Annotated in this window: 14 protein-coding genes; 11 read left to right on the top strand and 3 right to left on the bottom strand. The window is 58.2% G+C overall.

Features of this window, described 5'->3' with window-relative positions; all coding sequences use genetic code 11:
- Nucleotides 1-64: 64 nt before the first annotated feature.
- Complete coding sequence (locus P353_RS06935; RefSeq protein ID WP_034367199.1) at nt 65-1354, bottom strand: hydroxymethylglutaryl-CoA reductase, degradative; 1290 nt, start codon at nt 1352-1354, stop codon at nt 65-67.
- 171 nt (nt 1355-1525) lie between these two features.
- Between P353_RS06935 and P353_RS06930 the strand changes: the two genes are divergently transcribed.
- The 3 genes from P353_RS06930 to P353_RS06920 all read left to right on the top strand — a co-directional run bounded on the left by P353_RS06930 (nt 1526) and on the right by P353_RS06920 (nt 8196).
- On the top strand, nt 1526-2926 hold the full coding sequence (locus P353_RS06930) for a PLP-dependent aminotransferase family protein (protein WP_034367198.1): 1401 nt from the start codon (nt 1526-1528) through the stop codon (nt 2924-2926).
- A gap of 445 nt (nt 2927-3371) precedes the next feature.
- Nucleotides 3372-7406: a helix-turn-helix domain-containing protein gene (locus P353_RS06925; protein WP_034367196.1), complete on the top strand. Its 4035-nt coding sequence runs from the start codon at nt 3372-3374 to the stop codon at nt 7404-7406.
- A gap of 310 nt (nt 7407-7716) precedes the next feature.
- Entirely contained in the window at nt 7717-8196 is a 480-nt protein-coding gene (locus P353_RS06920) for a TonB-dependent receptor plug domain-containing protein (RefSeq protein ID WP_034367193.1), read from the top strand.
- Here P353_RS06920 and P353_RS06915 read toward each other — a convergent pair.
- Entirely contained in the window at nt 8189-9163 is a 975-nt protein-coding gene (locus P353_RS06915) for a Bug family tripartite tricarboxylate transporter substrate binding protein (RefSeq protein ID WP_034367190.1), read from the bottom strand. The two genes, P353_RS06920 and P353_RS06915, sit on opposite strands and share 8 nt — an antisense overlap.
- A gap of 285 nt (nt 9164-9448) precedes the next feature.
- On the opposite strand from P353_RS06915, the gene P353_RS06910 reads away from it, so the two are divergent.
- The gene (locus tag P353_RS06910) at nt 9449-9931 is read left to right on the top strand and encodes a GreA/GreB family elongation factor (protein WP_034367187.1); all 483 of its coding nucleotides are present in this window, start codon (nt 9449-9451) and stop codon (nt 9929-9931) included.
- A gap of 429 nt (nt 9932-10360) precedes the next feature.
- Here P353_RS06910 and P353_RS27460 read toward each other — a convergent pair whose 3' ends face one another.
- Complete coding sequence (locus P353_RS27460; protein WP_080750464.1) at nt 10361-11341, bottom strand: helix-turn-helix domain-containing protein; 981 nt, start codon at nt 11339-11341, stop codon at nt 10361-10363.
- A gap of 592 nt (nt 11342-11933) precedes the next feature.
- Here P353_RS27460 and P353_RS06895 point away from each other — a divergent pair.
- From P353_RS06895 to P353_RS06865, 7 genes are all read left to right on the top strand, one after another.
- Nucleotides 11934-12188 carry a hypothetical protein gene (locus tag P353_RS06895; protein WP_157839535.1) on the top strand — a complete coding sequence of 85 codons (255 nt, stop codon included), beginning with the start codon at nt 11934-11936 and terminating at the stop codon, nt 12186-12188.
- 247 nt (nt 12189-12435) lie between these two features.
- On the top strand, nt 12436-12852 hold the full coding sequence (locus P353_RS06890) for a type IV pilin protein (RefSeq protein ID WP_052084762.1): 417 nt from the start codon (nt 12436-12438) through the stop codon (nt 12850-12852).
- Complete coding sequence (locus P353_RS06885) at nt 12852-13418, top strand: GspH/FimT family pseudopilin (protein ID WP_034367178.1); 567 nt, start codon at nt 12852-12854, stop codon at nt 13416-13418. The genes P353_RS06890 and P353_RS06885 overlap by 1 nt, the downstream gene beginning before the upstream one ends.
- The gene (locus P353_RS06880; RefSeq protein ID WP_034367175.1) at nt 13412-13927 is read left to right on the top strand and encodes a hypothetical protein; all 516 of its coding nucleotides are present in this window, start codon (nt 13412-13414) and stop codon (nt 13925-13927) included. The genes P353_RS06885 and P353_RS06880 overlap by 7 nt, the downstream gene beginning before the upstream one ends.
- Before the next feature lie 3 nt (nt 13928-13930).
- The gene (locus tag P353_RS06875; protein WP_080750463.1) at nt 13931-15073 is read left to right on the top strand and encodes a PilW family protein; all 1143 of its coding nucleotides are present in this window, start codon (nt 13931-13933) and stop codon (nt 15071-15073) included.
- A gap of 5 nt (nt 15074-15078) precedes the next feature.
- Nucleotides 15079-15645: a pilus assembly PilX family protein gene (locus tag P353_RS06870; RefSeq protein ID WP_157839534.1), complete on the top strand. Its 567-nt coding sequence runs from the start codon at nt 15079-15081 to the stop codon at nt 15643-15645.
- 123 nt (nt 15646-15768) lie between these two features.
- Nucleotides 15769-21672 carry a pilus assembly protein gene (locus P353_RS06865; protein WP_034367166.1) on the top strand — a complete coding sequence of 1968 codons (5904 nt, stop codon included), beginning with the start codon at nt 15769-15771 and terminating at the stop codon, nt 21670-21672.
- The last annotated feature ends 132 nt before the right edge of the window (nt 21673-21804 follow it).

The following is a 21804-nucleotide window of genomic DNA, read 5'->3' as shown; positions in this document are numbered from 1 at the left end:
GTTGTTGTTCCCGTTTCGGGTAGGAAAAGCCTCGCCCGGATGTGCCTGGCGAGGCTGAGGATGCTTAGCGCTGGGCGCGAATTTCTTGCAGCACTTCCAGTGCGCGATCGGTGCGCACGTCATGCTCGGCAGCCAGGCGCTTGGCGACGATCTCTACTTCTTCGCCCACGGCACCTGCGACCAGCGCAATATTGCGAGCGTGAAGTGCCATATGGCCGCGCTGAATGCCTTCGGTGGCCAGCGCGCGCAAAGCGCCCAGGTTCTGGGCCAGACCCACGGCGGCGGCAATCTCGCCCAGTTCCTGGGCAGATTTCACCTCCATGATCTTGAGCGCCAGGCGCGCCAGCGGATGGGTCTTGGTGGCTCCGCCCACCAAGCCCACGGGCATGGGCAGCTCGATCGTTCCCACCAGGGCGCCGGCATTGTCTTTTTCCCAGTGCGTCAGCGAGGTGTATTGGCCGTTGCGGCTGGCATAGGCATGGGCACCGGCTTCCACCGCGCGCCAATCGTTGCCTGTAGCGACGATGACGGGGTCGATACCGTTCATGATGCCCTTGTTGTGGGTAGCGGCGCGGTAGGGGTCAATGGCGGCGAAAGTGTAGGCGTCGAGCACGCCTTCAATAATTGCTTCGCCGCTGCGCTCTTTGGTGGCCAAGGTTTGCGGTGTCAGGCGTACACGAGCACGGGCCAGGCGCAGGTCTGCCAGGTTCGAGAGAATGCGCAGGCGCACCGAACCACCGGTGATTTTCTCCACCAGTGGCGAGACTGATTCGGCCATGGTGTTCACGGTGTTGGCACCCATGGCATCGCGCACGTCCACGATCAAGTGCATCACGACCATAGGGCCGCGTGGGGAATCGGGGAAGACATGGACTTCGATGTCCTTGCAGCCGCCGCCCAGGCTGATCAGCACCTTGTCTCGGCTATTGGCTTGCGCGAGGATCTCATCGCGGGCCTTGAACAACGCCAGTCTTGCGCCATAGGGGTCGCTGATGCCGACGATTTGCACCTGCGCACGCATCAGCGGCAAGGTGCTCGATGTTTCAAAGCCTCCGTCTTCACGGGCCAGCTTGGCCATATACGATGCAGCTGCAATGATGGAAGGCTCTTCCACTGCGAGCGGAATCAGCACATCGCGGCCGTTGATGCGGAAGTTGCCTGCAACGCCCATGGGGAGCTCGAACGTGCCCACCACATTTTCGATCATGCCGTCAGCCAAGGTGACGGGCAGGGCGCCTGCCTGGGTCAGTAGATTGCGCTCTTCGGCGCTGAGATTGCACGCGGTGGCGACATGCTCCCAGCGCTGTGCGGGGGTGAGAGCTCGGAAATTGGGAAGACGCGAATCGACGGCCATGAAAACTCCTACAGATCCAAATCTGGATATCAATACAAGGGGACGGTTGGCCGAGAATTTATTCAAACTGTACCTTTTAATACAGGTACAGTTTGCAAGAACAGTACTGCCGCAATGCAACATTGGACCCATCTGCATACATACTGGCGGCTCATGATCCAGGAGACTTGAATGGCGGGTGGTAGCAAGCGTCAGGCCCCTATTGCAGAGCGTTTAGCTGATTTGATAGGGCAGCAAATTACCGATGGCGTGTATCGCGCAGGGGACAAGCTGCCGTCCTTGCGTGAGCTGGCGCATTTGCACAGCTACGCCAAAAACACCGTGGTGGCAGCCTTTGATCTTTTGGTCTCACGCGGCTTGGTGGAGTCGCGGCGCGGCGCTGGCTTTTATGTTCAGCCGCAGGCACGCCATGCACCTCAGGACGAGGACGCAGGGCAGCTCAATCGTGCGATGGATGTGGTCTGGTTGATGCGCGAGCAACTCAAGACCCAGCCGGATGCTGTGGCGGTTGGCGATGGATTTCCGCCCATAGAGTGGCTGGCCGATATGCGCATGGATCGCTATCACCAGAAAGTGGTACGAACCGGACTAGGGTCCTTGTTTCGCTATGGCAGCCGCTTTGGCTATGCGCCGCTGCGCGATAGCCTGGTGCGCAAGCTGGGCGTGTTCGGCCTTGGAGTCACACCTCAGCAACTGGTCCTGACCCAAGGTGCGAATGAAGCCATGGATCTGGTAATTCGCTACTTCGTCCCGCCTGGCGCGACGGTGCTGGTAGACGATCCTGGCTACTATTTGCTGTTTGGCAAGCTCAAGCTGGCAGGGGCGCGCGTGTTGGGAGTTCCCAGGCAAGCCGATGGACCCGATGTCCAGGCTTTGGAGCAGTTGCTGTTGACTGAGCGCCCGCGCTTGTTCTTTACCCAGTCTCTGGCGCACAACCCCACTGGCTCAGACATCAGCGCTGCCAAGGCCTACCGCGTCTTGCAGCTTGCAGAACGGCATAACCTCTTGCTGGTAGAGAACGACCCATTGGCCGATTTCAAACCGACCTCGTCAGTGCGTTTGTCCACGCTGGATCAGCTGGAGCGCACGATTTATATAGGCAGTTTTTCCAAGTCGTTTTCTGCAGCCCTTCGCGTGGGATTCATCGCCTGCAGCGATGCTTTAGCCAGCGACTTGGCAGATTTGCGGTCACTGATCCATGTGAGCGGGTCCGAATACTGCGAGCGCATGGTCGATGTGATGCTCCGCGAAGGCCATTACGAGCGGCATCTCGTGCGCTTGCGCCAGCGTTTGGGCAAGGCAACGCAGCAGGCGCTGGATTGGTTGGAGATGCATAACTGCGAGGTGTTTGCGCGTAACCCTCAGTCGCTTTACCTCTGGGCCACGTTCCCCGGCAATCCCGATGCCGTGCGCCTGGCCGAGCGCTTGCTCGCCCACAAAGTCACCATGGCCCCGGGCCATGTTTTCAACCTCGATCCGAGCCAGACATCGCCTTGGTCGCGCTGCAATGTAGGTGCCATGCTGGACCCCCGCTTTGAGGTTGCCTATCGAGCAATGCAGGAGGTGCGCTGATCGCTTTCGCATAGCTTTGTGCAACTCATTGCTTGGAGTCAAAAGAAGAGAAGTGGCCTTGGTTGGGAGCCGCCTTCCCTGGATTGATCAACGCTACGGACTTATGGCAGCCGATTGCGGTCGCTGGCCTTAATTGACCATTGTTCCGATCGCGAGGACCGGCCTGCTTGTACTAACCACCGGCAGCAAACGACCCTCAAGAGACGTTCACCGGCAGGCAGTCTGGGCGGCAGGTTTCTGATTACTGCCGACGTTTAGAGCGTTGGTCGCATGCGAACTACCCGACCAAGGCTGCCGTCGGCGTGCCACTCTAGCAATGTCGGCCATGTAGCTGATTGCAGACTGAGGCGGCATAGACACTTGGAATTCATAAGCGCCCGCACTTGACTCGGCATTCTTGTACTCACATCATGTGTTCAAAATATTTTGCACACATGATGTGAGTATGACTAACGATGCTAGGGTGACCTACTTTGGCCATCGCCTCCAACAATTCCGAATCCAAGCGGGAATTGAGACGCAAAAAGAATTGGCCATAGCGATGGGCGTCCGGCAGCAGACAGTTAGCCGATGGGAGGCCGGCACATCTCGCCCCAGGGCGAAAGACATGCTTCGGCTCGCGCACGTGCTATCCGTAAGCCCCGAGGATCTAGAGAACGTGAGTGAGCGTGGGCCGGATCCGCAAACGACGACGGTCAGTTTCGACCAACCGTTTCCAATCGACTCCCTGAGCGCGGAAGGTTTCGAACGGTTTTGCGACTTCTTCATCTCCGCACTCAACCCGACCGCCGACGTGCATCGGTTCGGTGGGACCGGCCACAAGCAGGACGGCCTGGATATCGAGGCCGTTTTGCAAGATGGGACGATACGCACCTATCAATGCAAGAGGCATAAGGAGTTCGGCGCAGCGAAGGTCGAAGCGGCCGTCAAAGCACACGTCCGTCACGCCGACAAGAAAGTCCTGCTGCTCACGAGAATCGCCAGCCCGCAGGCGAGGGACGCGATTGCCGTCCATCCCGATTGGGAACTGTGGGACAAAGAGGACGTCGCAAAACGGATTCGCCAGATCTCGAAGTCGGAGCAAATTCGCTTGGTGGACATCTTTTTCCCCGGGCAGCGACTCGCGTTGCTCGGCGAAGTCGAAGCCGGCCCTTGGATGTCCGTCGAGGACTTCTTCTCTGCGTTCCTGCGCAAGGAGCGCGCCTTCAACCACCTGTGGCAACTGGTGGGACGGAGCGAGGAACTCGCAAACCTATTCGACAGCATCCGCGACAAGGATCGACTCGTCACCCTGCTGACCGGCTCCGGTGGGTCAGGGAAATCCCGTTTACTGTACCAAGCACTTGCCGATTACCAAGACGCGAAGCCTGGAATACTAGTCAAAGTCCTTTCCGCTACGGAGGAGCTTTCTACGAAGCATCTAGAGAGTCTCGGGCAAGCCGAAAAACTCTTGGTCGTCGACGACGCTCACGACCGAGACGATCTCCCCATGCTTTTCGCCTACGTCGCTAATCCTAAGAATTCGGCGCGAGCGGTCCTTTCCCTCCGGACGTACGGCCTCGAGCGGATCAGGTTGCAGGCTGCCGCCGTCCTTCTCCAGCCTCCCTACACTTTCCAAATCAGCCTCGAACCGCTGTCCCAGAAGCAGTCGGTCGAACTCGCGGCCCAAGTTCTGAAGGAGTACGGCGGCCCAGAATCGGCGGCCGAAGCGGTGAGCCGCTACACCCTCGACTGCCCGTTGGCCACGGTCGTCGCGGCCCAGATCGTGGCGAAGGAGAAGTTGCATCCGGAACTCCTGAGCACCGAAGGCGCGTTCCGAACGACCCTTCTGGCCCGCTTCCAGCAGGTGATCGCGGGAGACCTAGCCCAAGGCAAGGACAGGGAGGCCATCCTCTCCATCCTGAGAGTCCTTGCATTGGTCCAACCGTTCAGCCCGGACGACGCCGGGCTCCTGAAACTGCTGGAGAATGCCGAAGGAATCTCGGTCGCGGACAGCAATCGCCTCGTCAAGACCCTGGTAACGGGCGGCGTAGCGTTCAAGCGGGGCCTGACGTACAGGCTCGCTCCGGATCTCCTCGCCGACTACATCATTGAGCAGAACTGTGTAACCGAGAACGGCGCGTCGTCCGGCTATGCAGAAAAGATCTTCGCCGCGTCGCCGCAATCACTCGTCGAGCACGTCCTGCTAAACCTCGGGAAGCTAGATTGGCGGCTGTCGAGTGGAAACACCGCCAGCAGCCGATTGCTCGATGGGCTGTGGCAGCAATTGCGGCCCACGGGGGAATACGGCGACAAGCATTTCAAGGCAATGACGTCCGTCGCGTACTACCAGCCCGCGAGGGCGCTTCAGTTCGCCGAACAAAGCATCGCCGAAGGCAGGACTCCCAAGGACCTGCCGGAACTCGTCAAGTACGCCGCCTACAATTTCGAGCACTTGCAACGAGCCTGCGGTTGCCTGTGGGAATTGGGGAAATCGGACGAAAGGCAGTTGCACCAACACCCCGGCCACGCCATCCGCATACTGAAGGAACTCTGCGCGGTGGAGCCCAATAAGCCGGTCGAGTACAACGCCGAGGTCGTCGGATTCGGACTGTCGCTCTTGGATTACCCCGACTCGTGGAACGGTGCGTACACGCCATATGACTTCCTGAGCGGAATCCTCCAAACCGAAGGCCACACCACGTCTTCGAATGGCCGTGCGTTTTCGTTCAGCCCGTACTTGGTGAGGCAGGAAGCCGTTGCTTCGCTGCGAAAAGATGTGATTTCCGCTGCAATCGCCCGACTCGATTCCGAGCGGTTGGACGTCGCGATCCTATCCGCGAGGGCGCTTTCCGATGCGCTCAGGTATCCGATGGGTCTATTCGGGGCTGCCGTTCCGGAGACGGACCGGGAGCGTTGGACCGACGAATTCGTTGGCACTTTGGAATCAATTAAGGGCAAGGTGCTGTCGTCGATACTGGATCCGTTCGTCTGGCTCGAACTGCTTTCTTCGATCTCTTGGCACGCGAAATTCGCCAGCGGCAGGACAAGCTACGTAGCAAACGAGATATTCGCCCTTACTCCGGACAGCCTCGAATTCCGGACGATACGCGCGTTCGTCGACGGGTATGGGCACCTGGTCGAAGATTCGAATTTCGAAACCAGGCAAAAGGAATGGCAGGCGACCATCCGGCACACCGCAGCAGAGATAGCCGACGCCTTCCAGAACCCGGAGGCGATTGTGCACTTCGTAGCGTCGACGCTGGCGAGGGTCGAAGAAATAAAACTGAATAGGAATGCTTCGCCCCACGTCCTGCTCCACGAACTGCTCGCCGGCACAAACTCCTTGGCGCAATACGTCATGGAGTACGCGCTTGGAAAGCCGAAATCCGCCATCGCCCGATACGTCCCCATGGCCTTGCCGAGGATCTATTCGGAAGACGTCGCAAGTGGAAGGGCGTTTACGTCCAGAATCTTAGCTTCCGGGAGTCCGGAACTGAGAGCATCGCTGGTCCGCTGTCTCGGCCAAGTCCTTGGGAACTCATCCCTGGGCGAATACGAATTCGACACCCTGAAGGGATTTCTCTCTTCAGACGACGAATACGAAGTTGCGGCTGCGGCGGGCGAGTTATGCCATGTCGGGGCGTTGGACGCCGCGAAAGCGTTGGAGCTCATAGGAGCCACGAATTTCTGTGGTTCCGAGCATGTTGCCGACGAGGTCTTCTCCATCTTTGAATCCCCTGGACCGATTCCGCCCGACCTGCTCGATTCCCGCACGGTAAGCGCCCTACTGGACAAACTGTTCCCCATACCGGTTCTGGAAAAGTATTGGATCCAGAAATTTCTCGCGTCCACTTCGGTGAGGTACCCGGTGGAAACGCTGGATTTCTTCAAGAAGCGCGTCGCGTACGCGGCTTCGACGGAGGATTACGCATTCCGTCCCTGCAACTTCGGCCCGTACGTGCACGAGCCTTTGCGGTTCGCCGAGTCGGCGGCATTCGAAGACTTGTGCAAGGACGTATGGTCTTGGATGAGAGGTGGCGATGGCGGCGACCACAAGCTCCAATACTTCGCCTCGCACCTTTTCGGCGCTGTATTTTCCGCAACGGACGACAGGACTCTGTCTTTCATGCGGAATAAGTGCTCCGGCGACAGCCTCGATATCTCACTCATTGGGGAAATCCTCCGCGAGGCCGACCACGCATTCTCTTTGGACAATCCGACCTTCGTCGTCGGCTATCTCACGGCGGCCAAGTCGCACGGCAGTAAGTGTCTCGAATCCGCCACCAGCGCACTGTATTCCGCGGCCGTGAGCGGAGGAAAACAGGGGACGCCGGGCGAACCGTTTCCCCGTGACGTGGATGCCTTGGAAAAAGCGAAGTCCATTCTCGATTCGCTTCCTCGTTTCTCCCCCGCTTATAGGCTCTACGACCTCATCAAGCAGGACGCGGAGAAGAACATCGCCGAATCGCTAAAGGAGCGGGAGTTGTTCGAGGAGTAATAAGGCCATGCTTGTGTGCGCTGTGCTGGTTTCGGTCACATAGCAGACCCATCACACCGAGCATCTCACTGGCAGCACTGGCCGAACTCAGCCGGTCACGACCAGCAGCCTAGTCAGCCACAACCGGCACACGCGGTCAGTTTGACCGGAATACGCAGCCGATCACGGTCCACTGCTTGAGCGGCTTTCGCCGGCCACACCAGTTTTTGGGGCGTCGCCTGTCTTGAGCGGCAACTTCGTCCTCGGGGCCGGCTGCTTGGCTCGACGCGTACCCTTTCTGGCAATCGCTTCTGCCTGCAATGACAGGTTCATGCCCGTAGTGATACCAGGCGCTGCAGCAGGGCACGATGCCACCTTGGGTGAGGCGCGGGCGACGGTGAAAGCTGAACGTGAAGCCGAGCATGAAGCCGCCACCAGTCCCGTAGTGTGCAGGACTGCCAGGCGGACGCCTACCGGCACCAAGATCGACATCGGCCTGCGCGAGGCACCGCAGGCGGTATTCGTGGTCACTCGCGACCAAATGGACGGGCAAGGCATTCCGACCTTCTCTGAAGCCTTGCGCTGCACCTCGGGTGTGCGCGCGGAAGAGGGGGCAGACCAGTGCCAACAACTTGTTCTTGCGTGCTTTCCTCGCGCAAGGCAAACCTGCCTGGATGGTCTGCGCATTCGCCCGGATGGTTATTTCGGAGACTTCGCGGAAAAACCTTTGGCTTTGAAGCGTGTCGAGGTGCTGAGAGGCCCGGCTCCGGTTCTCTGTTGCCAGGCGTCTGGAGGCTGCGCCGTCAGTTGACCTGCATCTGGGCCTTGCGTGCCACGTCGCCCAGTCGTTTGTATTCCGACTGTGTCAGCGCTTCGAAGCCTTGGGCCGTAGACCCCTTGGGGGTGAATCCGGCCTGCACCAGCTTGTCCTTGACGGCCGGATCGCTCAGCGTCTGGTTGATAGCGGTATTGAGTTTGGCTGTGATAGCGGGGTCGAGCTTGGCTGGGCCATATACGCCGAACCATGGATCGACTGCGTAGCCTTTGAGGCCGCTCTCCGCGATTGTCGGCACATTGGGTAACGATGGACTGCGCTCGGTACCTGCCACGGCCAGTGCTTTGAGCTTGCCTGCCTGAATGTGTGGCAGGGAAGCGGGCAGGTTATCAAACATGGCTGGCAGGTGGCCGCCAAGCATGTCGGTAATACCCGGCACGCTACCTTTATAGGGCACATGGACAGTATCCAGGCCTGTCATTTGCGCAAACATCACGCCAGCCAGGTGCATGCTGGTTCCGGCGCCGGCAGTACCGTACTGAAAGCCTGGGTTCGCTTTGATGTAGGCGATGAACTCCTGCACATTGTTTGCCGGGAAGCTCTTGCCCACTTCCAGCACGATGGTGGAGTAGCCCAGCATGGAAACTGCGGTGAAGTCCTTGCGGGGATCAAACGCCATCGATTTGTAGATGTGCGGGTTGAGCGCATTGGTGGAGATGGCTCCGAACCCGATCGTGTAGCCGTCGGGCTTGGACTTTGCCACCACATCCATGCCGATATTGCCTCCGGCGCCAGGCTTGTTCTCAATCACCACCGGTTGACCCAGCGTGCGAGCCATGTGCTCGCCCACGACTCGTGCCACGAGATCGGTTGTTCCTCCAGCCAGATAGGGAACGACAAAGGTAATGGGCTTTTGAGGAAAAGCAGATTCCGCGTGGACGGTTGCCATGGTGGTGAGCGCACTTACGGCGGCGATGGAAGCAAGTATCTGTCGACGGTTCACGGGGTCTCCTTGGTAGTTCTATTGGGTAGCAGTTGAAGTCGATATCCGGAATCTGCTTGAGGCAATGCCTTGGAGGCCGTTGTCGCCCGAAGCAGGGTGACAAGCAGTGTATTTGTTCAATGCAGTCCGTGGGGGCTCAGTCTGGCAGCTGCTGGCCAGGTGCCAAATACAGATGTGGGACAGGTGCTGGCAACCCATTGACCTGTAGTCAGTACACGCGTTGAAAGGAGGAGGGGGCCTTCATAATCAAGACCTCCAACTTGTTCGAGATGCCTACCTTTCGTTATGGATAAATTGTTGTTGCAGCAGCAGGTGCTGAAACGGCTCGCCGAGGACCTTGTGCAAGTCGAGCAGGCAGCGAGGGTTGCCCATGAAGCGGCGACCCATGAGGAAAATATTGCCGAAAACAAATACGACACTTTGGGTCTGGAGGCTTCCTACCTGGCTGCTGGCCAAGCTCGTCGTGCAGAAGCCATCCGCCAAGCGATGGCCAATTGGCGCCAGTTCCGCCCGCAGTCCTACAACGCCAGCCAAGGTATACAGCTCGGCGCACTGATCTGCCTGGTGGATTCAGACGACAGGCAACAACAGATCTTTCTCGGCCCGGATGGGGGGAACATGAAGTTGCTCAACGGCTCTGAACTCATCCAGGTCATCAGCAGCAAAGCTCCCTTGGGCAGGGCTATGCTGGGTAAGTTTGAAGGTGATGAGGTGTCGGTACAGGTCGCTCCGCTCCGACAGCAGTTTGAGGTGCTGTGGGTTCATTAAGCCGCGAGCAGGTTCACACTGGATGGATCGGCAATTATTCGTTTCAAACCCATCAGGCGAGCTCATGACCGGTAGGCTGCGGGCGTCATGAATGCCTGGAGCAGACATTCGATGTGAGCTCCAAATCGTCCTGCGCCTGATTTCGGGGTCGCAAGTGAATGGACGAAAGAGCAGCTGTCTATGGCCAAATCGAGCATGGTGGCGGTCATTCGGCGACCGCAGGGTCAATGCCATCCCGGCATTCTTCTGCTCGGCGTTGACCTTCCCCCAGGCGTCCCATGTCCTGCTCCCCGCCAAATACAACCTTCATTACCGGGCACAAGACTCTCATGTGCTCTCGCTGATGGTTCCACTCAGGCTGGGAGAAAACCACCGAGCCGAGTCTGAAAACTGGATTGTTCATGGCAGACTCTTTACTGTCGAGGAGCTCTATTCAATGTCCCTGCGATACTGACCAGGTGTCACCCCCAGTTGCTGTCGGAAGGTGCGATTCATGTGGGTTTGGTCAGAAAACCCACAAGCGCTAGCAATCTCGGAGAGCGTCATTTCGCCATTTTTAATGAGCTCCTTGGCCTGTGCAACCCGCAGATTCTGTCGATATTGGTGGGGCGTCAGATGCAAGGTTCGGGTGAATCGCTGGAAAAGTACGGTACGGCTCAAGCCAACATATGCGGCCAATTCTCCGAATGTGAAAGGCCGCTCCAGGTGTGAACGCATATATTCGTCCACTTTTCTGAGTTGGGACTCTGACAGCCTTACGTCGGCATGAGGGGACTCCTTGCCGTCAAGTACACAATGCCGCTGGAGGATGTGGCTGCTAATTGCGCGTGCGAGGTACTCGCTGCGCCAGTCCTGATATAGCCCCTCCAAAAGCATCTGTTTGGTTGCGCGCATCAGTTGCGACAATATGGGGTCGGTGGCGCCGAACGAAGCCTTGTAGTGAAATTTCACCTTCCCTAAGTCGAATATGTCTTCAGCGACTTCTCTAAGCACACTATCCCTCAGGAAGAAATGCAACGTGCGGGGATTGTTGTCTATCGTATCTACAACGACCTCACCGGGCGGAGTTATGACAAGCGCCTGAGGTTCAAGCAAGCCTGCAAAATTTTCCCCGTGTGCATTCCGCTGAATGTCTGCTGGAGTCAGCGCCATCGCAATCCATATGCTGGAGATAGGTCGGTGCTCAATAGTGTGCGGAGACTCCTGAGTGATCGCTGCCGCTAAATCGCCCCATCCGCACCCTTCACTGGAATGAAGGATCTTGATGCTATCAATCAGCGGAAGTGAAGTTTCCTCCAGTCTATATTCAAGCGCGGACCATGACTGCTTACGCAGGCGTGAGGCAGGAGTCAATTGCTGCGGAGGATCCCAAACGCCTGAATAACTGTTTTTCTTACTGCATTTTTCCATGATTTTTTCGATGATTGCTTGTTGATTTCCCAGAGAGGCTGTTGCGTGGATCTCGTGGATATATAGGGCGCTGAGGAAATTTTCTATTGCTCAGGAGTGATCTGTCCAATAGAGCTCATCGGTTCCATTTTCAAGAAGGTCGCCAAAAACATGTACGATAAATCAATAATCAGGACGGATATTCTTTTTTTCTGAAATTAATTATTGATAATTCTTGGTGGAGATCTGAGCTGTAGTGCAGGTGCTAAGCAGGTGATTGATGGGAAAAGTCGGGGCACTATTATTCATGAGTGGCAAGATTTGCCATTTCAGTACAAAACAGGCACTCCTGCCTGGTTTTTCAGATGCTGCATATCACTGCTAGGACATTGATTTCTATGGTCATTCATCCTTGCAAGAGAGGCGATTTATTGGGTGCTTGTGAGAACCGAATGGTAATGATCTTCTTGGCTTTGGGAATTGCTGTTCTCTTTTTTCATTGACTTGCATGCGCATCTAACGTAATAGCTTGCCGCCGATCAAAAACTTGCATTGAAGTCAATATCTTTCGATTGAAATCTGCATATTTCACATGTTCGGCAGGGGAAATGGTATGTATTTATTGATTCTATTGGGTGCAGTTGTTTCGGTATTGAAGTTAATGGGGGTTGAGCCAGTTGTGGATTGGTCATGGTACTCATTAAGTATGACGTTCTTGTTTTTGTTGTTATGGTTGGTTTTGGTGACTGTTCGCAGAACTCGGGAAAAAAATAAAGAGAACGAAAACGATATCAACTCAGAACCTCCGGAGGAACCGGAAGTTGCAGTTTGGGCGGATATTCATGAGTGGGAAAGGAATAGAAAATGAAAATCATGCTAATGATGGAGTTGTTAATTCCGGCGCCAACAATATTTCCTATGATTAATCCATGGAACTCGGATTGAAAAATTTACTTTACGCGCAGAACTCCTTGGTTCCTATAAGAATTGTCTTATTTTGAGCTTTTTGCTGTGGGGTTTTTCCGGGTTTTTGCTTGAATTCGCGCCCTGGATTGCGCCCTGAATTGAGCCCTGGATTTAATAAAAACTGAGTATCAATGCATAAGAGTGAGTGTGTGAGAGGCTTCACACTGATCGAGCTTCTGATCGTCATAGCCATGATCGGCATCCTGACGGCAATCGCCGTACCTAGCTATAGCGACTACCTCAAGCGCGGGCGCATCGTTGATGGCCTGGTGCCTCTTGCGGACATGGGGGCCAAGCTGGAGCAGTATTTCCAGGATTACCGCACGTACACCGGTGCCTGCTCGGCGGACTCGATCGCGCCTTTGCCTGCGGAAACCAGCCATTTCAAGTACACCTGCGCCCTGGACGAAACACCCCCGAAGGTCACCGCCACAGGCAAGGGCAGCATGGGTGGTTTTGTCTTCACCCTTGACACCCAGGGCGTGCGCAAGACTGCCGCAACGCCTACTGGCTGGACGAAGCCTGAAGCCAATTGCTGGTCTTCACGCAAGGATGGAAGTTGCTGATGCGCCGCGCCGTACAGGGCTTCACCCTTGTCGAGATGCTCGTGGGCCTGGGTCTCACAGTCTTCTTCATGCTGATGACGCTGCCCAGCGCCAGCGCCTACCTGACCGACGCTCGCATCCGCGCAGCGGCACAGAGCTATTACAGCGGCGCACAACTTGCGCGCGCCGAGGCCGTACGTCGCAATGCCGAGGTACGGCTTTTGCTGACCGATGATCCCCGCGCTTCACAGCCCACTGCCAGAGTGAATGGCCTCGGCTGGGTAATGCTGGCAGGTGGTCCGCAGGAAGTCGACTGGAGCACGCTCGAGGGAGTGGATTGGGTTGCCAGCAAAGATCCTGAGGAAGCACGTACAACGGGACTGCACGTGGCGGCCAACAAGGCCGTCGTGCAGTTCGATGGCCAGGGTGCGGCCTCCGTCAACCAGATCGTCAAATTCCTGGGTCCCGTAGCGGACACCTGCTATCCGCAGGGTCCCCGCTGCCTGCATGTCGTCATATCGCTTGGCGGGCAGGTTCGTTTGTGCGATCCAGGCATTTCAAACAACGGAGATAACCGCAAATGCTGACCTCGCGCCCCGTGAGTACAGGCGCAAGACAGGGCCGTCACCAGCACGGCATTGCGCTGATCGAGTCACTTGTGTCCATCATCATCGTCATGACCGGCATCCTCGGAATTGCCGGGCTGACCATGAAGTCCGCGACCTGGGCCGGCCATGCTCAGTACCGCACGGAGGCGGGCATGTTCGCTTCGCAGATCGTGCGGCTGATCGAGCTCAAAGTGAGCCGCAGCTCGCCAGACAATCTGGCGAACTCGCTCGCAGCGTTCCAGCACCAGCCCGATGGCGAGATGTGCGACTTCAGCGGCAGTAGCGCAGGAGACGCCTCGTTCAAAGGCGTGCTCAAAGCCGCACGGGGTGAACAGGCCAACGTACATGGCCTGCCTGGCGCCACGGCTGCCATGCAGCAAGTCAGGGTGGATGCAGCGAACGACAATCGGATCACGGTCACGCTGTGCTGGCAAGGGCCCAATGACCCGGCCGTGCGCAACTACCAGATCCAGGCTTTTGTGCACTAGGGCATGCCGATGCACAAACGCAAGCTCCCATACGAAATCCCATGCGGAACGCCGCTGGCGATGGGGCGGTCCCCCGGTTTTTCCCTGATCGAAATCATGGTGGGGTTGGCCATAGGTCTGGCCAGCATGCTGGCCATCTACCAGCTGTATGCAACGTCCGAAGGGCGACGGCGCACCATCGTCTCGATCAGTGAAGCGCAGACGGCAGGCTCCATGGCATTGTTCGCCATTGAACGCGACATCCGCTCGGCAGGGCTGGGGTTTGCAAGCATCGACGCGCGCTATCTCAACTGCTCAGTGAAAGCCTACAACAGCGGACGCAGCACGGCCGCTTTCGACTTCCCGCTGCTACCCGTGCGCATAGCAGACGGGAGAATCTGGGTGCTGACTGGCTCGTCCAGCAATATGTTTGCCGGCGCCCGCTATGTGGGCAGCAGTGGCGGTGAATTCAAGATGGAGAGGTCCAATGCGGGCTTTCAGGCCGGCGATGTGATCCTGGGCACCAGCGACAGCTTCACCGACAGCTGCCTGCTGATGGAAGTGACCGCCGGCGCCGACCCGACATCCGCAACGGCAGCCGCCAACAAAAACAAGGTCCATCGAAAGACCGGCTCCTACCAGGATTTTTACCAAGGCAAGGAGGTCGACGCCACGCGCAATGATGGCGCTCACATCAGCCTCCTGGATTCGAGCAAAAGCAGTCTGGGCGAAGGCATGCTCTACAGCCTGGGGCCGGAGCCCACCCTCACCGTCTGGAGCGTGGACGACAAGAAGCAACTGACCCGCTACAACCATCTCGACGAGACCGAGACGGACAAGGTCGCCGTGGCCCATGACATATTTCAACTTCAGGCCGAATACGGCTATGACGCCAACGCCAATGGCGCGATCGATGAAGAAGTCGAATGGACCGCCTCGCTTTCCCCCAATGCAACCAGGTGGGAGCAGGTTCTTGCCGTGCGTATCGCCGTATTGATGCGTATTCCGCACTACGAAAAAGACAAAGTCACCAACTCCGCACCCCGCTGGGCCAACGGCACCAAGCAATTCAGCATGGGAGGCGGGGATGAATGGATGCACTACCGCTACCGGGTATACGAAAGCATTGTTCCGCTGCGCAACACGCTGTGGGGGCAGCAGTTATGAAAGCCGTGCATTCACCCACACATCGCCCCAAGCCCCAGCAGGCCCCGCAACGCGGCGTCATCCTTCTGGTCGCATTGATCGTGCTGCTGGTGATGACGCTCACCGGCCTGGCCGTGGTGCGCACCTCCACTCAGGGCGCCAGCATGGCAGGCAGCCTTGCGCTCAAGCAAGGGGCCACATCGGGTGCCGACTTGGGGCTGGAAAGAGGCATGGCCCAGCTCGATGCGCTGTATTCCGCTGGCAGTACGACGCTGGAGGCCGACGCTGACGGTGGCTACTTCGCCAGCCATGACCCTAGGGCGCCGCTGGACTGGAGCCAGGCCAAGCTGGTCACCGAAGACGATGGCCTGGGCAACAAGGTGGAATTTCTCATTCACCGGCTGTGCAGGGATGCCGGCCGCTGGGATGCGCCCGGCCAAAGCTGCGTGCTGCCGCAGGAGCTGGAATGCCCAGGCCCCTCAGAGACGGCAGGCAGTGTTTCCTCTTGCAACGCCCGCCCCATGTACCGCATCACCGCACGCGCCACGGGCCCGCGCAGCACCCTGAGCAGTGTGCAGATGACTGTGTATTGACCGTGGGGGGTCATGGATGGCGGCAGAACGCAGGCCGTGGACAGCTCGGCATGAATGCAGACCAACAGGCCGACAGGCAGACAGGCACTCGGGCTACCCGAGATCGGAAAAGGAAGGTTCGAGATGCACCAGAAACTGACGTATAGGCTGCGGCCATTCGTGGCGGCATCGCTGGCAGGGTTCATCGGTTTGGGCATGCTGGTCATCGCTGGCCGCATGGCCGTGGCCGACGCTCCGGCCCAGGATGTCGTGCAGATATCGGATACGCCGCTGGGCATCATGGCCGACCAGAACAAGCCGAACGTGATGCTGCTTCTGGACACCTCTGACTCCATGAAGTGGACCCACATGCCCGATGACTGGGAGCAGGACGCCACCACCTACTTTCCCGTCGGCTACAAAAGCGCGCTATGCAATACGCTGTACTACAACCCGCAAACTACTTATGTGCTGCCCAAGAGGCCCGATGGCCGGGACATGGACACGCCTGCGTTTGAGAACGCCTGGAAGGACGGCTATGACCAGTCTCTGGGGATGGTAGACCTGTCCGAGAAATTCCAGGCCTACGACAACGACACCCGCCGCAGGGCGCTTTATGAAGATCCCGCCCAGCCAGCCTATTTCTTTGAATGGCTTAATTACTACGCTGCCGGCAGAATGCCAGAGCCTCACTTTGAGGAGCCGTCCGAAAATATCGGTGTTTGCAACAAAATCAGCAGCAGTAATTGGAACTTTAACTCAGCGCGTGTGGACGACGGCACACTGCGCGTCGACCAGCGCAGTCCCAACATCTATGGAGGCGGCGGTCCGGACGGATGGTGGACACGCCGAGCCATACCAGCCGCCCAGAGGCAAAATTTCGCCAACTGGTATAGCTATTACCGCACGCGCATCAATATGGCCAAGTCGTCGGTCAGCTTGGCTTTTTCCACACTGAACGACAATTTTCGCATCGGCTTTCTGACCGTGGCCAATCCCGGTGTCGGGCCCCACAGCAAGTTTCTACCGGTAGCTGACTTCAATACAGAGGGCAAGCAGCAGTGGCTCGAGGCCATACAGACGGTCAAGACCGGCGGCACCTCGCCCGCCCGCGAGGCGCTGGCTCGCGTGGGCCGCTACTATGCAGGCCAAAGCGACAGCATCAATGCCAGCATGACGCCCTTCGTCGACCCCGTGGTGTCGGCCTGCCAGCGCCATTACGCCATTGTTACCACTGATGGGTACTGGAACATCGGCCAAGAGAGCGCAGGGCCTGTGAAGCTTGATGGCCAAACCCTGGTAGGCCAGCAGGACGGCCCGCCGGCATCGCTGACCGATGCGGATGGACTGCGGCCGCGGCCTATTTTCGATGGCTCGGTCGGCGGTACCAAAGACGTACACGATGCCAGCGTCAGCTATAAGTTGGCACAGTGCGAACTGGGCTGGAAGGTCACGACGCCAGGGGGCGGCACCAAGACCGAGACCACCTACAAAAAGATCGTCAAGAAGGACGTTCTCAAGAAGCAGTGGAGCACCGCCACTCTTCAATGGGCGAAGAAAAGCACGAATACGCTGCGAGAGCACTTCGGAAAAATCAGCAACAAAGAGGAGGAGCTGCTATGGCCCAAGCGCGTCCGTTCCTACTGGAATTCGCAAAGGAAAGACACGGTCACCCGCAAGCTCTACCGACAATTGCTTACCTGGGACTATGTCACCAAGACGCAATACCGCTTCAGGTCGACAACCACCTGGAGTACGGAAACACAGACGCCATGGGCTTCGGCCCTGGCCATTCAGACCCGGCAAAAGCGCTATTTTTACTGGTACAAGAACCCTGCCGTGGGCGAACAGGACCTCAAGACCACCGACAAAAACGTGTGCAATCAATTTGCGGGCGGCTGCAGGCTGGAGGGCAGCGACCAGTGGAGCGTGGTGCAGTCTTGCTCAGCCGGCGCAGACGGATTCTTCAAGGTCGAGTGCGAGACCGTGCCCATACAAGTCAGCGCAAAGGATTTTTGTGGCAGAAATGGCCAGTATGTGCAGGGACTGGGGCTCATCAAATGTGACGGTACCTGGGTCGCACCTTATTCCGGGCCTGTTGCCTCTTGCGGGGCCATTCACCCGGACCTGCAGCGCGAAATCCTGGCTGCATCGCAAGGCCATGGCGGCAATCCTCTTTCAATGGTGCAGTTCTCCAACTGCAACAGGGGGCACAAGGAAGAAAAATTCGTCACAGCCGACGAATGCAAACAGGTGTCGCCCAGCAAGGACAACGGATTCAGGACGACCAGTTGCGTGAAAGTGTCGGCCGGATCGGCCACGGACAATAGCTGCCAGATTACGACGACCCCTGTGCTGGATGCATCCAGCAACAACCTGTATTCGGAATGCACAAAGTCTTCTGGCCAGCAGTGGACCGCATTCTGTACCCCGGGTCCCATTGCTGACACATCGGTGCGCATGAATACCCAGTGCGGCAGCCGTGGGGACCCTGTTTCGGTCGCGACTGTCCCTCCGAACTCTTGCAAACCCGGCGCCAACGCGGACGGATATTTCTATGAATGCACGCCCTTGCCGAGCACTTGGAGCGGTCCGGTTGCGCCGGGCTACTACTCCTGCCGGACAGATGCTTCGGGGGGCCTGAGCTGCGAGCAAAGAGCCAGTGAATGGCGGCCTGCGCAGACCTGTCGGGCTGAGGCTCCCTCGGCAAGCAATGGCTGGATCGGCCGCGAGTGCAAAAACAAAGGCGAAGTCCCAGACCCGCCATCGTGCAAGCCAGCGCCAGGCAAGGAGGGCATTGTGCCCCCGGCAGGTGGCCCCAGGGCTCCAGGCACCTGCACGCCGCAGGCTGCCACGGCAGAAAATGGCTGTATTGTCAGCTGGTGCACTGTTGATGCCTCCGATCCGATTGACGTTGCAGCGAATCAGTGCACTTCCAGCGCGGCTTCGGCGACCAATAACTGGACGCAGACCATATGCACCAGTGTCTCCGAGCCAGGCAGATCCGTGCCTTCCTGCTCGGAATCAATGATAGGTTTCAAGAGCGTTTCAGGCTGTAGAGGCAATTCCGAGACCACGGACATGGCCTTCGGCTCCTGCGAATCTTCGCTGCTTGGGCTGGATGGGGGCGGGAATCCAACGCAAGCCAATGGCTGGACCACCAGCAGTTGTAGCAAGGTCGATGAAGGGGCGGGCGGACTGAGCTACTTGCAGTCCGAAGCGGACTTTGCGGCTTGCGAGGCCGGCAAGGGTACGGCTGGCAATGGTGTCGAAATCCAGTGTGTCAAGGATGGCCCCCACACCGTCGCAGTGCTCCAAGGTGAAGGCTGCGTCCCAGGCTACAACGCGAGCACGAAAAAGGTGACGGACTGCGCAGGCGTGGGCCAGCCCACTAGCGAAATCGTGGCCGACAAACCCGCCAATTGCCCTGCGGCGACCTGCGAGAAAGTTTTTGGCAGGAAGAAGATCTACGAGGGCAGGTATTGGTCCGACAAGAAGGCGATGACCGGCACGATCGAGACGGGGACAGTGTCGACGGGTAGGCGAATTGACTTCAGCGGTGACCTGGAGTCCCCTGCAAGATGCTATGCACCTGAGGAATGGGTTGCACTGGAGCCGCTTGAGCAACCCCCGAACGGGCGGCCGCAGCCAGGAACGCCGCCATGGACACAGCTTCCCGCAACCCACACGGGCTGTGGCAAGCTGCCCTGCGAAGAATTGAATATGCAAGACGCCCAAGGAGGAAGCACCAACTCGCTGGCCGACGTGGCCCAGTACTACTATGCAACCGACCTTCGCCCTGACAGCGACAATGTGGTGAAGCCCGCAGGTAGCGGAGCGGAGGATGACAAGGCTACATGGCAGCACATGAGCACCTATGTCATTGGCATGGGCGTTTCGGGGACGCTCAAGTACGACAAGAACTACAAGAATGGTGCGGGCGATTTCGCCGACCTGCGCACGGGCAAGAAGACCTGGCCGATCTGGCCCACTGAGGGCACGTCGAACTACGAGCAACGGCAATCCATCGATGATTTCTGGCATACCGCCGTGAATGGCCGGGGCCTGTACTTCAGTGCCAATGATCCCAAAGCCATTGAGGCCGGCCTGAGCGAGGTGTTTACAGACATCCGCGCCGTCATGGGGTCGGGCGCCGGCGTGGCGGTGTCCTCTGCACTGGTCGATGCCGACAGCAACTACGCCTACGGCGCCACTTACAAGACCGGCCGATGGTCTGGCGATCTGCTGGCCTACAGGATCGATCCGCAATCGGGCCAGCGCACACAGATTGATGGTTGGTCGGCACGTGCCAGGCTCGATGCCCGTGATCAGGCCAACGACCCCCGTACCATTTATTTCATGGACGGCAAGACGCGAAAGCCTTTCACATGGAGCGGGCTGGACAGCCTGCAAAGCCACTTCAGTGGCACCAATGCCTCGAGCCGCTTGGCACAGTACGACCAGATGTCGCAAGCGCAACAGCAGGAGGCTCTGGGCCAGAATCTGGTGAACTTCATCCGTGGCGACCAGAGCAAGGAAGGCTTCACCAAGGACCACAATAGCAAGCTGTATCGTACGCGCGAGAGTAGGCTGGGGGACATCATCGGCTCCCAGCCGCTGTATGTGGGGGAGCCACTGCGCAAGTACCGGGATGCAGGCCATAGCGCCTTTCGGCTGGCCCAGCGCGGCCGCACGCCGATGGTGTATGTGGGCGGCAACGATGGCATGCTGCATGCCTTCTATGCAGAGGTGGACCCGACGGCTTCTGGCACCGAAGGCCGCAAGCTGGTGCAGACCGCTGCACGCGAGGCCTGGGCCTTTGTGCCGACGACCGTGATGCCAGAGCTGCCCAGGCTGGCCAGCACCAGTTATGAGGGCGGTCATCGCTACTTCGTGGACGGCTCTGCGGTGATGGCCGACATCCAGGCCGGCGGCACCTGGAAAACCATCCTGGTGGGCGGATTCAACAAGGGCGGCAAGGGCTACTATGCGCTGGATATCACCCACCCGCAGGACCCCAAGCCGCTGTGGGAGGTCAACAGCACGACCATCTCCACCATGGGCCATAGCTTTGGCCGGCCACTGGTGTCCAAGTTGCCAGACGGCCGCTGGGCAGTGTTCCTGACCTCGGGTTACAACAACATTGACAACAAGGGGTATCTCTATGTGCTTGATGCCAACGACGGCAGCATCATCCACACGATTGGCACGGCAGGCAGCGGCCTGAGGGAGATCAACAACTACGTGCGCAACCCAACCATCGACAACACTACGCAGCTGCTGTACGGCGGCGATCTGGAAGGCAATATCTGGCGCTTCGAGTTCAAAAAGGACGGCTCAGCCATTGGCGCGAAGAAGGTGGTGCAACTCGTGGACGAGAGCAGCAATCCCCAGCCCATTACCACGCGCATTGAACTGGTACCCACTTCTGCGGCAACCGAGAGGCCGCGCATCCTGGTGGGCACCGGCAGGCTGTATGGTTCATCCGATCTTGCAGACAAGAGTACGCAAAGCGTCTATGGCTTCGATGACAACATGGATAGCACTTCGGGGGAGTCGCTGCGCAGCCGGCTCAATCAGATGCTGCTGGAGCCCAGTACTGGAGCGGGCGGCCAGCGCACGCGCACGATAAAGTGCTTGGGCAATTCGACTGACTGCAAGGATGATGCCAAGGGCTGGTACGTAGATTTGCCCGACTCAGGCGAGCGCGTGAATTTCGACATGCGCCTGGCCAACTCCACCCTGGTCATCGCCAGCAACGTGCCTTCACCCGATGTATGCCTGGCAGGGGGCTATGGCTGGATCAATTATCTGGACTTCAACACTGGTCAGGCCGTGACCCAAGGGCCGGATGGCAAGGGCGATGTTTCGACCATGGTGGATGGCTCAACGATCTCGGGACATGCCACCACCATCACAGGCGATGGCAAGGCAACCGATCACATATCGACGACGGGCAACAGGGACAAGCCTTTGGACATTGACATTCCCTATGGCGCACCCAAGCCGCTGGGTAGACGCATTAGCTGGCGTGAACTGGTGAAGTAAGCATGAGGGGGCCTCTGCAAAACCTCGTTTTCTGGAAATTCAATCCAATCCAATCAATGGGTTGTGATGGATTGGTGCATGAAAGCAGGGAGGGCAGGCCCTCCTTGGAGGGGCTAACACCACCGATCCACG

The sequence above is a fragment of the Comamonas testosteroni genome, from assembly GCF_000761245.1.
In the GTDB taxonomy this organism is placed as follows: Bacteria; Pseudomonadota; Gammaproteobacteria; order Burkholderiales; family Burkholderiaceae_C; genus Comamonas; species Comamonas testosteroni_C.
This window is presented reverse-complemented; position numbering and strand designations above follow the sequence as displayed.